This window comes from Mycobacterium sp. 3519A, from assembly GCF_900240945.1.
GTDB lineage: Bacteria > Actinomycetota > Actinomycetes > Mycobacteriales > Mycobacteriaceae > Mycobacterium.
In genome coordinates this window covers 87,238-101,417 of record NZ_OESG01000013.1, presented here as the reverse complement: position 1 = coordinate 101,417, position 14,180 = coordinate 87,238, and the positions used below count along the sequence as shown (strand labels likewise).

At 63.9% G+C, this 14,180-nt stretch carries 15 protein-coding genes and 1 pseudogene; 13 read left to right on the top strand and 3 right to left on the bottom strand.

Annotation, left to right across the window (positions count from 1 at the left end):
* Positions 1 to 22: 22 nt before the first annotated feature.
* The 7 genes from C1A30_RS08360 (at position 23) to C1A30_RS08330 (ending at position 6,465) form a co-directional block, all read left to right on the top strand.
* A complete protein-coding gene (locus C1A30_RS08360; protein WP_160112710.1) occupies positions 23 to 862 on the top strand; it encodes a MaoC/PaaZ C-terminal domain-containing protein in 840 nt (279 codons plus the stop codon).
* The gene (locus C1A30_RS08355; protein WP_235009740.1) at positions 856 to 1,488 is read left to right on the top strand and encodes a TetR/AcrR family transcriptional regulator; all 633 of its coding nucleotides are present in this window, start codon (positions 856 to 858) and stop codon (positions 1,486 to 1,488) included. The genes C1A30_RS08360 and C1A30_RS08355 overlap by 7 nt, the downstream gene beginning before the upstream one ends.
* Positions 1,478 to 2,227, top strand: a complete 750-nt coding sequence (locus C1A30_RS08350; RefSeq protein WP_101947819.1) for an SDR family NAD(P)-dependent oxidoreductase — start codon at positions 1,478 to 1,480, stop codon at positions 2,225 to 2,227. Before C1A30_RS08355 ends, C1A30_RS08350 begins: the two co-directional genes overlap by 11 nt.
* 75 nt (positions 2,228 to 2,302) lie before the next feature.
* Positions 2,303 to 3,070 carry an enoyl-CoA hydratase-related protein gene (locus C1A30_RS08345; protein ID WP_101947818.1) on the top strand — a complete coding sequence of 256 codons (768 nt, stop codon included), beginning with the start codon at positions 2,303 to 2,305 and terminating at the stop codon, positions 3,068 to 3,070.
* Entirely contained in the window at positions 3,055 to 4,680 is a 1,626-nt protein-coding gene (locus C1A30_RS08340; protein WP_101947817.1) for a class I adenylate-forming enzyme family protein, read from the top strand. Before C1A30_RS08345 ends, C1A30_RS08340 begins: the two co-directional genes overlap by 16 nt.
* Positions 4,677 to 5,336 carry a nuclear transport factor 2 family protein gene (locus tag C1A30_RS08335; RefSeq protein WP_101947816.1) on the top strand — a complete coding sequence of 220 codons (660 nt, stop codon included), beginning with the start codon at positions 4,677 to 4,679 and terminating at the stop codon, positions 5,334 to 5,336. The genes C1A30_RS08340 and C1A30_RS08335 overlap by 4 nt, the downstream gene beginning before the upstream one ends.
* A gap of 1 nt (position 5,337) precedes the next feature.
* Positions 5,338 to 6,465, top strand: a complete 1,128-nt coding sequence (locus C1A30_RS08330; protein ID WP_101947815.1) for an acyl-CoA dehydrogenase family protein — start codon at positions 5,338 to 5,340, stop codon at positions 6,463 to 6,465.
* Here the strand turns inward: C1A30_RS08330 and C1A30_RS08325 are convergent.
* Entirely contained in the window at positions 6,462 to 7,271 is an 810-nt protein-coding gene (locus C1A30_RS08325; protein ID WP_101947814.1) for an SDR family NAD(P)-dependent oxidoreductase, read from the bottom strand. The genes C1A30_RS08330 and C1A30_RS08325 overlap by 4 nt on opposite strands.
* A gap of 199 nt (positions 7,272 to 7,470) precedes the next feature.
* Between C1A30_RS08325 and C1A30_RS08320 the strand changes: the two genes are divergently transcribed.
* From C1A30_RS08320 to C1A30_RS08295, 6 genes and pseudogenes are all read left to right on the top strand, one after another.
* Positions 7,471 to 8,082 carry a TetR/AcrR family transcriptional regulator gene (locus C1A30_RS08320; protein WP_101947813.1) on the top strand — a complete coding sequence of 204 codons (612 nt, stop codon included), beginning with the start codon at positions 7,471 to 7,473 and terminating at the stop codon, positions 8,080 to 8,082.
* A 99-nt stretch (positions 8,083 to 8,181) separates the two neighbouring features.
* Positions 8,182 to 9,654 (top strand): aldehyde dehydrogenase, encoded by a 1,473-nt coding sequence (locus tag C1A30_RS08315; RefSeq protein WP_101947812.1) that lies wholly within the window; start codon positions 8,182 to 8,184, stop codon positions 9,652 to 9,654.
* A gap of 30 nt (positions 9,655 to 9,684) precedes the next feature.
* On the top strand, positions 9,685 to 10,440 hold the full coding sequence (locus C1A30_RS08310; protein WP_101947811.1) for an SDR family oxidoreductase: 756 nt from the start codon (positions 9,685 to 9,687) through the stop codon (positions 10,438 to 10,440).
* Positions 10,441 to 10,515: 75 nt separating this feature from the next.
* Positions 10,516 to 10,851 (top strand): annotated as a pseudogene (locus C1A30_RS08305) (long-chain fatty acid--CoA ligase); the annotation flags it as partial.
* Positions 10,852 to 10,870: 19 nt separating this feature from the next.
* The gene (locus C1A30_RS08300; protein WP_101947810.1) at positions 10,871 to 11,167 is read left to right on the top strand and encodes a hypothetical protein; all 297 of its coding nucleotides are present in this window, start codon (positions 10,871 to 10,873) and stop codon (positions 11,165 to 11,167) included.
* Positions 11,167 to 12,447, top strand: a complete 1,281-nt coding sequence (locus C1A30_RS08295; protein WP_101947809.1) for a DUF427 domain-containing protein — start codon at positions 11,167 to 11,169, stop codon at positions 12,445 to 12,447. The genes C1A30_RS08300 and C1A30_RS08295 overlap by 1 nt, the downstream gene beginning before the upstream one ends.
* Before the next feature lie 33 nt (positions 12,448 to 12,480).
* Here the strand turns inward: C1A30_RS08295 and C1A30_RS08290 are convergent, their stop codons facing one another.
* Together C1A30_RS08290 and C1A30_RS08285 are read right to left on the bottom strand one after the other, a co-directional pair.
* A complete protein-coding gene (locus tag C1A30_RS08290) occupies positions 12,481 to 12,906 on the bottom strand; it encodes a nuclear transport factor 2 family protein (RefSeq protein WP_235009738.1) in 426 nt (141 codons plus the stop codon).
* A complete protein-coding gene (locus tag C1A30_RS08285) occupies positions 12,903 to 14,123 on the bottom strand; it encodes a cytochrome P450 (RefSeq protein ID WP_200828218.1) in 1,221 nt (406 codons plus the stop codon). Before C1A30_RS08285 ends, C1A30_RS08290 begins: the two co-directional genes overlap by 4 nt.
* Positions 14,124 to 14,180: the final 57 nt, after the last annotated feature.

The window sequence follows — 14,180 nt, the reverse complement described above, 5'->3', positions numbered from 1 at the left end:
GTTCCATTGTGCTGGAGGCCCCGTGACCGCGCCCGTGATCCTCTCCGACGCCCTTGTCGGCATCACTCTTGCCGAGACCCACTTCCAGTGGACCGACACCGACGCCATCCTCTACGCGCTTGGCGTGGGTGCCCGCCCGCCGGAGGAACTGCAGCTTCTCGACGAGCACTGCGGGCCGGCCGTGCTGCCGACTTTCGCGCTGATCGCCAACTGGTGGGCCGTCAAGGATCTACGCGCGGCGCTGAATCTCGGTTCGTACCCGATCGTGCATTCCGCGCAGTCGTTGCGGCTCGAACGCCCCCTTGGCACGAGCGGCGAGGTCACGATCACCGCCGAGGTGACCGCGGTCTGGGACAAGGGCAGGCACGCCGCCATCGAAGTGACATCGGTGGGCGTGGACTCGCAGGGGCCACTGTTCAGCGCGTCGGCTCAGACGATGGTGCTGGGGGGCGGTGGCTTCGGGGGATCGCGCGGACCAGGGCCTGCCGAGGATCCCACCGGGGCGCCTGACGCGGTGTTCGTCGACGTGGTGCGCCCCGAGCAGGCCGCGATCTATCGGCTCAGCGGTGACCGCAACCCACTACACATCGACCCCGTCGCGGCCAGGAAGTTCGGATTCGACGACGTGTTCCTGCACGGGTTGTGCACTCTCGGTTTCGCCGCGCGGGCGTTGATCAACACGATCGGCGACGGCGACCCGCAAACGCTTACGTCGATCAGCTGTCGATTCGCCAAACCGGTCATGCTCGACTCCGAACTGTGCACAGAGGTATGGCGCAGCGGCGATTCTGTGCGGTTCCAAACCCTGCAAGGCGATGTCGTCGCACTCACTTCGGGAAGCGCAACGTTGGCAGGATGCTGACCATGGACCAGCGCAGGGCGCGAGGCCGGCGAAATCGGGATGCCCTGATAGCAGCCGCCATCGAACTGTTCACGAGTAACGGCTATGAGGAGACCACCGTCGAACAGATCTCCTCCGCGGCCGGCGTCGCACCGCGGACGTTCTTCCATCACTTCGCCGCCAAGGAGGACATCCTCTTCCATGGCTACGCGGACCGACTCGAGGAGGCCACGCGCCGATTCCGCGACTCGGCATCAGCTTCGCTGTGGGGGGCACTCGCCGAAGCGTCGGAGGCTGTTGCGTCGGCCATCAGCGAGCAGCCGGAAATCTTTCTGGTCAGGGCGGAGATGTACCGCCGTTTGCCGTCCCTGCGCGCAACGATGCTCCGGATCAACGAGGACTGGATCGACCAGATGACGGCAGAAGTGGCCCGCTGGTTGGACACCCGGGATCACGTCGACGTGCGGCCACGACTCGCCGCAACGATCGTCAACGGCGCCAACCGGGCCGCGATCGACGTGTGGGTTTCCGGTGGCGGGACCGGCGACCTGGCGGCGATGATGTCCGACGCGGTCGACCTGCTGCGGCCGTCCATCGACCGGATCGAGCGCGCTGTCAAAGAGAACAGGAGCCGCCGTGTCGGATGACAGGCTTCCCGTCGCGGTGGTGACCGGCGGAGCTCGCGGCATAGGCGAAGCCATCGTCACCGCATTGATCGGCGCGGGCTATCGGACCGCGGTAGTCGACGTGAACCCCAAGGCTATTGCGCGATGCATGGATAGCGATGTCGCCCGGGCCGGACTCATTGTCCCGCTTGAACTCTCGATCACCGACCGGAAAGCGGTGGAAGCCGCAATGAGTCAACTGGCCGCGGAATACGGCCCCATCGCCGCGCTGATCAACAATGCCGGGATGACGCTGCCTGCCACATTCCTCGATCAGACCGATGAGGACTGGGACCGAATCGTCGACGTCAACCTCAAGGGCACATTCGTGATGGGGCAAGTGGTCGCGCGTCAGATGATCCAGGAGCAGGCGGGCTCGATCGTGAACATCAGCTCGGTGTCGGCACACGGTGTGCGCACCGGACCGCCCGCGTACGCGGCGGCGAAGTCAGGCGTCGAGGGGCTGAGCCGCTTGATGGCGGTGCAACTCGGCCCACTCGGCGTACGGGTGAACACGGTCGTGGTGGGGACGACGGCAACCCCGTGGCTGCTATCGCGCAAGACTGACAGTGAGATCGACCAGATGCGCGCTTCCACCCTGACCGGGCGGATCGGCGCGCCTGACGACGTCGCGGCGGTAGTCGCTTTTCTGTGCTCGCCCGCCGCGAAACATCTGACCGGTCAGCTCATCTCGGTATCGGGCGGACAGTGGATGCCGTGACTGACCGGACATGACGATGAAACACTCTCTGCTAATCTGTTTAGCGCTATCAAGCGCCGAGGCCAGGGGATTGTCGTGGATCTGAAGCGAATTCTGTTTGAGGTCAGCGACCATGTCGCGACGATCACGATCAACCGCCCCGAGCGGCTCAACGCCACCGACGACTTGGCCAGAACCGAACTCGCCATGGCGTGGGCGCGGGTTCGCGACGACTCGGACATCCGTGTCGCCATCATCACCGGCGCTGGTGACCGTGCGTTCTGCGCGGGTCAAGATATCCGGGCCACCGCAGAGGGCGGTATCCGCAACAAGGTACCGGGATCGCGGCTGCATCACGAGGTCTGGAAGCCGGTCATCTGTGCACTCAACGGCATGGCTGTCGGCGGCGCGCTGCACCAGGTCGCGGATTCCGATCTGATCATCGCAGCCGAACACGCCGAGTTGATCGATACGCATCTGAAGGTCGGCAACGTGTTCGCGCTCGAGCCGGCCGTGCTGCTGCGCAGAATGCCGTTGTCGATGGTGATGCAGTTGGCGCTGATGACCAAGGAGGGTCGCATCAGCGCGCAGCGAGGTTACGAGATCGGCCTCATCAACGAGGTGGTGCCTGCGGATCGCCTGCAGGAGCGCGCTCGCGAGATTGCACTCTCGATCGCCCAACTGTCACCCGCCACCGTTCAGGCTTCCATCAAGGCGATGTGGACGAGCCTGGACGTTGGCCTGCGCGCCGCCAACGATGTTGCTTATCGCTATGTGCTGCAACACCAAATGACTCACCCTGACTACCGGGAGGGCATGGTGGCCTTCGCCGAAAAGCGGGAACCTCGATGGGTAGTCGATTGAGGACCTTCAGCTACGAACCACTTCCCTATCGCCCGGTGATTCCGGCGATGCTGGCCGATATTGTCGGCGCACACGGCGACAACGATTTCGTCGTTTCGTCCATCGGCGACGGCACCGACGAGCGAATCACCTACGCGGAAGCCGAAATGCAGTCTGCGGAGATGGCCCGCAAGTTTCTCGCCGCCGGAGTGGGTAAGGGCACCCGCGTCGGAATCCTCGCCCCCAACGGACCCGCCTTCGCAGTCGCGTTTCTGGCGGCCACCCGCATCGGCGCCGTCGCGGTGCCCATCAACACGTTCTTCCAGCCGCCCGAACTCGCTTGGCTACTGCGCGATGCCGATATTCACACCGTGGTGGCCGTCGATCGTCTCCTCGGGAAAGACATTCGCGACCGCGTCGCCAGCGCAGTGGGCATCGCACAACGCGGCGTCTCGCTACGCGTCGACGGACTGCCCCAGTTACGCAACATCTTTCCGCTTGACGCAGACGCCTCGGAATGGCCCGACCCCGTGTCTGCGTCGTTTCTGGCCGCGGTCGAAACGACGGTGCGCCCCAGCGATGACCTGGTTGTCATCTACACGTCGGGCAGCACATCGGAACCCAAGGGTGTCATCCACACCCACGCGACGGCCATCACACACTCGCGGTTCATCGCGACTCAACACGAGTGGACAGCGAGCGATCGCGTTTACATACCGATGGCCTTTTTCTGGGTGGGCGGGTTGGTGTTCGGGCTGCTCGGCCCCATGCAGATCGGTCTGACCATCTTGACCGAGCACAAGTTCGACGCGGGTGACGTGCTGCGCCTACTCGAAGCCGAACGCGCCACCTACGCAACGGGTTTCCCCCACGTTGGCCCGGCGCTGACCAACCATCCCGATTTCGATAGCACCGATCTGTCGACGTTGCGCGACGGCTACCAGCAGGTGCTGCTCGCCCCGCAACGTCGCGCGGACGATCCGTCCCTGCGCGTGGCTCAACTCGGCATGACCGAGACGTGCAGTTCGCACACCTGGTGGCCCCCGCACGAACAACTACCCCAGTCCAAGCGCGGATCGCTAGGTGTGTCCGCGCCCGGTTACGAGCACAAGATCGTCGACGACGACGGTAACGAGGTGCCCAACGGTGTCTCCGGCGAGATCTGCGTTCGCGGCTTTGCGATGATGCGCGGCATCGTCGGCAGGAACCACACAGAGGTGTTCGACGCCGACGGCTGGTATCACACGAAGGACGCGGGCCGTCGCGATGACGACGGCCACCTCTACTTCGCGGGGCGTACCGACGACATGATCAAGACATCGGGCGCCAACGTGGCTCCTGTCGAGGTGGAGGCGGCCATCGGCCGGTTCGACGGGGTACGGATCGCGTACGTGGTGGGAATTCCCGACCCGGACAAAGGTGCGGTCGTCAGTGCGGTCGTGGTGCTCAACGAGGGCGCTACGGCAGCCGCAGACGATCTGGTGACCGCGTGCCGCAAGGAGTTGGCCGCCTACAAGGTCCCCAAGAAGTGGGTGATTCTGCCCGATCCCGCAGGGTTGCCATATACGACCACGAACAAGATCGACAAAGCGCGGTTGACCGACCTGCTCGCGACGGGAGAACTGTCGTGACATCTCTTGCGGATCTGCAAGCCCGCATCGAACGTCTCGAAGCGCTCGACGAGATCCGTCAGCTCGCCGCGAAATACGCCGTCGCCCTCGACATGCGCGACCTCGATGCATTGGTCAACCTCTTCGTCGATGACGTCGGCGTTCCCGGCAAGCGCAGCGGCCGGGCCGCCCTGCGAGCGTGGTACGACACCGAGATGCGCCACAACCTACTGGGTAGCGCGCACGGTGTGCTCGGCCACGTCATCGACATCCATGACGACAGCCACGCCACTGGTCTCGTCTACTCGCGCAACGACTTGGAGACAGAAGCGATCTGGGTGGTCGAACTGCTCGCCTATCTCGACAGCTATCAGCGCCGCGACGGCCACTGGTATTTCGCAAAACGCACGCCGCTGTTCTGGTACCAGTCCGATGTCACCGACCCGCCGATCGGGTCGGCGAAAATGCGCTGGCCCGGCTCGCCACGGCACGACGGCGGATTCCACGACGCTTTTCCGTCGTGGCAGGAGTTCTGGGATGCCGACCCCGGCCGGCTCGACACCCCGGTGCGCGCGCCCGCGGCGGTCGGTGCGTGGCTGACCAGTTTGCGCCGCGACGCCGCCCGCCCACGGGTGAACCCGACCGGCCGCGCCGTCAACGCCTCAAGGGACCGTTGAGATGAACAATCCCGCAGACGGTTTCGCCCTCACCGATGACCAACAACAGTTGCGTAGTTCCGTCCGTTCCTTCCTCGAGCTCAAATCGGACGAGGCCGCTGTACGTCATGTGATGGAGACGGCCGACGGTTACGACCCCGCAGTGTGGAAACAGATGGCCGACCAACTCGGGCTGCAAGGCCTTGCCATCGGCGAGGAGTACGGCGGATCCGGCTTCGGCTTCGCCGAACTCGCCGTGGTGCTCGAGGAGATGGGCCGGGCGTTGTTGCCAAGCCCCTTCTTCGGATCCGTGGTACTGGCAGGTGGCCTCTTGGCGCTGTGTGCGGACGACACGGCCAAGAAGCGCTATCTGCCAGGAATCGCGTCGGGCGAGAGCATTGTGGCCCTGGGGTTGGCGGAGCAATCCGGCCGCTGGGACGTCGAGGGAATCCAGACCCGCGCCGTGCGCAAGCGAGATTCCTGGTTCCTCAACGGCACAAAGACTTTCGTCCTCGACGGGCATATCGCCGACGTGGTGCTGGTCGCGGCCCGGACCGACGCCGGGATCTCACTGTTCGCCGTAGACGACGTCGACCGATTGACGCGTCGGCCGCTGTCCACGCTCGACCCGACCAGACGGCAAGCGCGTATCGACTTCGCCGACACTGGAGCCACCCTGATCGGCGCTGATGGCAGTGCCTGGGCCGGGCTTTCGCGTGCGTTGGATGTCGCGGCGGCGGGCCTGGCCGCCGAACAGGTCGGCGGCGCGCAGCGCTGTCTCGACCTCGCGGTCGATTACGCGAAGGCACGCAAGCAATTCGGCAAGCCAATCGGGTCGTTCCAAGCGATCCGGCACAAGTGCGCCGACTTGATGCTGGAGATCGAATGTGCCCGTGGTGCGGCACAATACGCGGCGCACTCTGCAGCAACCATGGCCGAGGAACTGCCTGCCGCCGCGTCTCTCGCCAAGGCGTACTGCTCAGACGCCTACTTGCACGCCGCCGCGGCGAACATCCAGATCCACGGTGGCATCGGATTCACCTGGGAGCACCCGGCTCATATGTACTTCAAGCGAGCGAAGTCGTCGGGTGATCTGCTCGGCGATGCCTCCTATCACCGCCGACTACTGGCCGAACGCGTCGGTATCTAGAAGTCGGTGCCCCCGTCGATGTTGATCACCGCACCCGTCATGTAAGCGGCCCGATCGCCCAGCAGGAACGCGATCAGTTCACCTGCCTCGTGCGGTCGGCCACCCCGGTCCAACGCGACGCGCATGTTCCACGCCGGGTTGCTCGACAAGTGTGTATAGATCGCGTCCTCGAGAGGTACGTCGTACTGCTGCGCGCGCTGCGCCCGGATGAAGTCGTTGACCTCGGTATCAAACAATCCGGGACATACCGTGTTCACCCGGATCCCGTCCGGCCCATGGGTTTTGGCAAGGATCTTCGACATCGTCAGCACCGCGGCCTTGAGCGCGTTGTAGGGCGGAATGAGGATCTTCGGCGCGCGCACGGAGTAGGCGGCCGTAGTGACCACGGTCCCTCCGCCGTTGCGTTGTAGGTGGGGAATGATCGCTCGGCATGAGCGCACGGTGGCCATCAGGATCATCTGGTAGTACCAGTCCCACGACTCGTCTGCATGCTCGAGAAACGGCCCTTGCTGCTTCATCGGACCCGCAGTGATCGCAAGGCCACGCAACGGTCCGAGGGCGTCGGCCGCTTCGTCGACGGCGCGGTCGACGCCGTCTCCGGATGCCGCGGCGTCGACACTGATGCCGACCGCTTGCACGCGATGCTGCTCTGAGAGTCGCTTCGCCTTGTCGGCCGCGCGGTCGCCGTCGCGCGCCAACAAAGCGACGTTGGCCCCGTCCGCCGCAAGCTGCTGTGCAGCGGCGAAGCCCATGCCGGAGGTACCGCCGACCACGACGAAATTGCGTCCTCTGACACCCAGATCCACCGACCGCCCCCTTCTCGCAGACCAGCGGTAGCGCTGCGGACCGCCGCCTTTCGAGATAAGCTCGCATACTGAACAAGAGAACGCAATGTGTCATTGTGTTTACCTGGAGGTCACACGCCGAGCGACAGAACACCTGGACACCGTGTGTCGCGTAGCATTAACAGCCTGGACGGTCCGGATTTCGGGGACGAGGAGCGACATGTCGACTGAGCGAGCCCCAGCCGCGCTCGACGATCAAGACGAATTCGACCGCCGGGATCAGATACTCGAAGCGGCGAACGAGTGTTTCGCTCAGCTCGGCATTCATCGCACCAGCGTGCAGGATGTCGCCCGAATGGCGAACGTGTCGCGAGGCACGGTCTACCGCTACTTCGAGGACCGCAACGTGTTGATCGAGGCGGCCATTGAGTTCGGCGCGCAGAAGTTTTACGAGCAGGTCGCCGCGGCCATGGCGAAGAAGTCGACGCTCGCCGAGAAGATCGGCGCTATGGCCGAGACGCACGCCAAGATCCTGATCGACCACCGCACCAGAAACCGCCTGATGGCCGACGACGCCGAATTGATGCGGCACATGATCTCCGACGGTGACACCGCGATTCGTCGCTCGACGGCGTTCCTAGCCCCATACGTGCGGGAAGCGCAGGAGCGCGGCGAGGTCGGTGCCAGCGTCGATGTGACGGCAGCAAGCGAGTGGCTCGCGCGCATCATCTATTCGTTCTCCACGGTCAACACGGGCCAGACGTTCGATATGAGCAAGCCCGACACCGTCCGCCGCTATGTAGAAAAGTTTGCGATCAACGGCCTGCGCTGAGTCAATCCGTACTGGATCAATTGAACAGTTCTTGTATTATTGTTCTCCGACATCGGAGTGAGCTGGTCGACGCGCCCGCTCGGTCGGTTCAGGAGATTCATGGCAGAGATCTGGCACGAAGAGCGGATGCTGATCGACGGGCGTCTGGTGCCTGCCGCATCCCGGGCGACCTATGGCAATGTCAATCCGGCCACCGAGGAGGTTGTCGGCGTCGCGGCTGACGGCAATGCCGACGACATGGATGACGCCATCGCCGCGGCCCGCCGAGCCTTCGACGAGACGGACTGGGCACTCGACCACAGCAGACGTGTCGAGTGCATCAGGCAATTGCACGACGCCCTCACCAAGCACGCCGACGAGCTGCGCGCCACGACGGTTGCCGAAGTGGGCTGCCCCATCTCACTGACCTATGGGCCACAGGTCGACGCCCCCATCGCAGGTCTGCCATGGTTGGCCGATCTGGTCGATTCCTACGCGTGGGAAAGCGATCTCGGCATTGCGGAACCCTTCGGGATGAAGACACGGCGCTACACACGACGCGAGCCCGTGGGCGTGGTGGGCGCGATCACGCCGTGGAACTATCCGGTACAGATCAATCTCGCCAAGGCCGTCCCCGCGATGGCGGCAGGCAACACCGTGGTGCTCAAGCCCGCTCCGGATACTCCGTGGGCAGCCACGTTATTGGGAAAGCTCGTCGCAGAAGAAACCGACATCCCTCCGGGGGTGTTCAACGTGGTGACCTCCTCAGGCCACGACGTCGGACAGCAACTCTGCGAAGACCCCCGGGTCGACATGATTTCGTTCACCGGATCAACCGCGACGGGCACGCGGGTCATGACCGCGGCTGCAACCACCATCAAGCGGGTGTTCCTCGAACTCGGCGGTAAGTCGGCACTCGTCGCTCTCGAGGATGCCGATATCGCCTCAGTGGCTGCCTCCGCCGCATTCGCGGCGACCACGCACGCCGGGCAGGGCTGCGCCAACACAACCCGTTTGGTGTTGCCGCGCAACAAGTACCGCGAGGGAATCGAGGCGCTCGTCGAGACTTTGACAGATTGGCCGTCCGGCGATCCGACCGACCCGGCGATGCTCATGGGACCGCTCATCCGCGAAGAGCAGCGACAACGCGTACTGCATTACATCAACGCCGGCATAGCGGAAGGCGCCACCGTTGCGATCGGCGGCGGCATTCCCGAACACCTGACGCGGGGATACTTCGTCGAACCGACAGTGCTCATCGACGTTGACCCCGACGCGACCGTTGCCCAGGAAGAGATCTTCGGACCGGTCTTGGCCGTCATCCCGCACGACGGCGACGACCACGCCGTCACGATCGCCAACAACTCGAAGTACGGGTTGTCCGGTGCAGTGATCAGCTCTTCTGACGAGCGTGCTCTGGCGGTCGCCAACCGCATCCGCACCGGCACTGTGAACGTCAACGGCGGCGTCTTCTACGGCGTCGATGTGCCGTTCGGCGGCTACCGCCACAGCGGGGTCGGGCGCGAGATGGGCGTCGCAGGTTTCGAGGAGTACCTGGAAATCAAATCCATTGCCCAAGGCGTGAAGTCATGATGCGACACATGAAGGCATGGGGACACACTCATGGGTGATCGATCCCTCGCAGATAAGCGAATCGTGGTGGTAGGCGCCTCTGCGGGCATCGGGCGCGCCTTCGCCGTCCGCGCCGGCAAAGAAGGCGCGCGACTAGTGCTTGCTGCCCGCCGCGGAGATCGACTCGCCGACGTCATCGCCGAAGCCGGCGGCGGAACCGCAGTCGTGGGCGACATCCGAGACGCGGCCGATCGCGGCAGGATTGCCGATGTCGCCAGGGAGTCACTGACCCAGATAGACATGTTGTTCATATCGGCGGGCTACGCTCCTCTGGCGATGATGGCCGACACCACCGAGCAACATCTGCTGGATGTGTTGCAGATCAACGTGATCGGTGTTCACCAGACTATCCGGGCGTGCCTTCCGGTGCTCACTCCGTCGGCCATCGTCGCCGTGTTGTCTTCGGACTCGGTGCATTGTCCGCACCTCGCGCTCGGCGCCTACTCGTCGAGTAAGGCGGCGCTGGAGCGCAGCCTGGTCTCGTGGCGGCTGGAACAGCCCGGTTATCGCTTCAGCTGCGTGGAAGTCGGTGCGACCGTGCCGACTGACTTCACTTCGGCATTCGATCCCGAACTGCTCGGCTCAGCGTCCGCCGAATGGATTTCGCGTGGCCTCGTTCCCGGTACTCAGATGACGCCGGAAGGTGTGGCCGATGTGCTAGCCGGAATATTCGCCGCTGCGGCCGACACCCCGGGGGTGGGTCTCGACCACATCGTCGTCAAGTCACCCTCGGCGCCGATGCGCTGATGAGCATCTCCCTGCTGCTCGAGATGGCCGTCTCGAACAATCCAGACCGACCCGCCGTGGTGTCCGACGGAATCCGCTTGCTTCATCGCGGGTCGCACCGATGACACGATCATCCGCGGCGGTGAAAACATCGCCCCCGCCGAACTCGAAGACGTGCTTGCCGAGCACCCGGATGTTCACGAGGTGGCGGTGGTCGGCGTCGAGGACGCGCACTGGGGACAGGCGATCGTCGCCGTCGTGGTGGCGTCCCCTGGCGCCTCGCCCGATCCCGACGAGCTGCGTGAGCATGTACGGAAGAGCCTTCGCGGGTCACGAACGCCTGACCGCGTCGTGTTCCGCGACGAACTGCCCACCAACGCAACCGGCAAAATCCTTCGGCGCGAGATCATTGCCGACGTGTCCGTCGCATGAAAGTGGAAGAGGTACAACGGTGATCAAGAACGGCACCCGGTTACAGAGTCAAGTCGACGACACCCAAGTCATCGTCGTCCGCAGCACGGACAGCCTCGATGACCTCCGTTGCGGCGGAGCTCCCATGGTGCCACTCGACGCGGCACGCTCAGGCGAACTCGATCCGAAGTTTTCGGGCGGCACCGTGATGGGAAAGCGTTACGTCGACGAACAGGGCGCCGAGGTGTTGGTGACCAAAGCGGGGGCGGGAAGTCTGACCGTCGGAGAAATACCATTGTCACTGAAGGAAGCCAAGCCTCTTCCCGCGAGCGACTGATGACGACGCAAGTCGAGTCGGCATGGCCGACCCACCCTGACTACCGCATCGAGCTCACGCCGGCCACCTACACAGGCCAGGTCTGGCTCGATGACAACCTGCTGGCCCAGAGCGATCGATGCCTGGTCGTCACTGAGACCGACCACGTCGACCGGCTGTATTTCCCCGAAAGCGATGTCGATTGGAGCGTGTTCAACGCCACCGACCACACCACCGTGTGCCCCTTCAAGGGCCGTGCGTCATATTGGAACCTGGCTGGGCACGGGCATGAGATCGCCAACGTCGTCTGGGCGTACCCGACACCACTGCCCGAGGTGGCCGGACTGGCGGGCTACGTGTCCTTCTACGACCGCGACTTGCGCGTGGTCGTCGTCGAGCGCTGGCCGGACGGAACGGCAGTGCCTGCGACCTTTCCGCTCTGGGGTGACGCCAGTGAGCTGCTGCGTTTGATCGACGTGGAACCTGCAAGCGAAGGGCGCTACACGGGGCCCGCACACGGGCCCACCCGGCGCAATGTCGTCGAAGGAGGTCAGCTGCTGGCTGAGGCCATCGTCGCGGTGTCGAAGACCGTTCCACAGCAACGTGTCACCTCGGCCTCGATGGTGTTCATGAAGGCCGCCTCGTTCGACGCCCCAGTGGATGTTTCGGTCGAGATGTTGCGCAGTGGACGGACCTTCTCGACCGCCGAAGTGCGGGCGACTCAGGGTGGAGCGTTGCGTAGCGCAGGCATCCTGCTCTGTGATGCCGGGGCCTCTGACGTCATAGGTCACGCCGTAGCAATGCCCGACACTCCCCCGCCTGAAGACGCCGAGCCCTTCGCGGGCTTCGGGATGACTGGCCGCGAAATCCGAGTGGTCGATGGCGCCTACGATCCAAATCCAGATCGGGTCGGGCCGCCGGAGATCAACGCGTGGGTTCGGTTCCGGGACGCACCCGACGAGCCCTATCTCCATGCGGGGTTGCTGGCTCAGTCCACAACGCATTGGACAATTGCCGCCGGGATGCTCCCGCATCGGGGCTTCGGTGAAGCGCGCGCTCACCGCAGCTTGTCGACGGGAATCATGAAGGCCACCATAGCATTTCATGAAGAGGTCGATGTCACCGACTGGCTACTGTACGCAAACCGGGCGTTCTGGTCGGGTCGCGGGTTGGTACAGGGTGACGGCCTGGTATTCACGCGCGGTGGCCGACTGGCCGCGTCGTATGTCGTTCAGGCGATGGTCCGCGAATTCGACCGAGATCCCGCATCGATGGGGCATGACAGCCGCACAGCGATGTAGCGCCACGCGGTCGAAGCCGGCGGGTGATGGTCGCTATCCGAAGTCCATCACCAGATGAGTGAGCCGCAGCGCTGCGATCTTCCACTTGCCATCGATTCGCACCCAACGATCGTGATAGTGACCGAACGCTGTCAGCGACGTGCCGTTGTCCCAAACGACCCGTTCTTGCACGGCCCAGATGGCATGCGCTTCATCACCATTCAGATCGATTTCAGGTGCGTGGATCTGATGGACAGTCTTGGCTCCAGCGACCGACGACTGAACAGCCGCCAGCACATTCTCCCGGCCGACGATCGGCGCTACGTCGGAACTGCCGTCGCTCAGGTCGAATTCCATGTCAGCTGTCAGCAAGTCAGCCAGCGACGCCCAGTCTTTGGTGTCGAGGAGCCGGCAGTAGCGCGCCTTCGCCTGGGCCAGTTCGTAATGCGCAGCGAGATCGTTGCTCGTCGGAACACTCACGTGACAGCCAGCTCCAGTCGCTCGAGACGCCGCACGAGGATGCTGGGCAGCCATCGTCCGGTGTCAGCCGTATCAATCCATCGGGTACGGTCGAGCAGCATTTCCAGCACGATCTGGCCTTCCAGTCTGGCCAGTGCTGCACCGACGCAGAAATGCGCACCTTTGCCAAAGGTGAGATGACCTTTTCCATGCGGTCGGTCCAGTCGAAATTCGTTGGGACACACGAATTGAGAAGGATCTCGATTGGCGGCACCCCAGAGCAGAAGCAGGCGTGACCCCGCGGGCAACGCGACGCCGGCGAGGGCCGTGTCAGCAACGACGTGCCTGTAATGACCCCGGAATGGGGGCTCGTACCGCAAAGCCTCTTCGAGGAAGGCGCCTATCAGGTTCCGCTCGCTGCGCAGTCGGCGCTGGACGTCGGGATAGCGTGTGAGGATCCAGACGGCGCTGCCGAGAAGCGATGCCGTGGACTCTCCGCCGGCACTGAAGAGAGTCAGCATCATGATCCGCGCCGTGGTGTCGTCCAGTTCTCCAGCAGCACACGCTGCCGCAAGTGCGCCGAGGAGGTCGTCGCCCGGGTTGGCGGTCGCGCGAGCGAAATGCTCACTGATGTAGTTACTCACCTCCATCGCCGCCGCGCCCGCCGCCGCAAGCCCATCGTCATCGATCAAGCCGTCGAGAAGTTGCGTCATCGCGTAGCCCGTTGCGATGAGCATGTCGACGTCGTCGTCTGGTACGCCAATCATCCTGGCCACCACCATCATCGGGAGCTTGTTCGCGATTGCGCTCATCCATTCGATTCGCCCATCGCGCAGATTCTCGTTCCACAGGCGGTCGGCTACCGTAGATACGAACTGCTCAGCAGCGCGAATTCGTTTAGCCGCCAGTTGAGGTATCAAGAGCTTGCGGTGCACCGCGTGAAGCGGGTCATCGGCCGTCGCCAGAACATGGGTCGGACCGCCAAGTGCATCAAGTTCAAACGCCGCGACACCGTAGTCGGGGCTATAGGTCATCGTGGCAGTTAGGTTCGAGGAGAACGTCTCGGGCCGGTTGATCACGTCATGGACGGCGTCCCAGCCACATACCGCATAGAAACCCGAGTCCCCGATCCGGTGCACGGGCCCTTCTGCTCGCATTCTTTCGTAGACCGGGTAGGGATCCTGAATCGTGGCGTCGGCGAAGAACTCCACGCTGGCGCTGTCTTGATTCACAGTCACCGAATGCAGACCCTCCAAGCGTCACAGCGGGCACACCAGGGCATGTGACAGATTAAC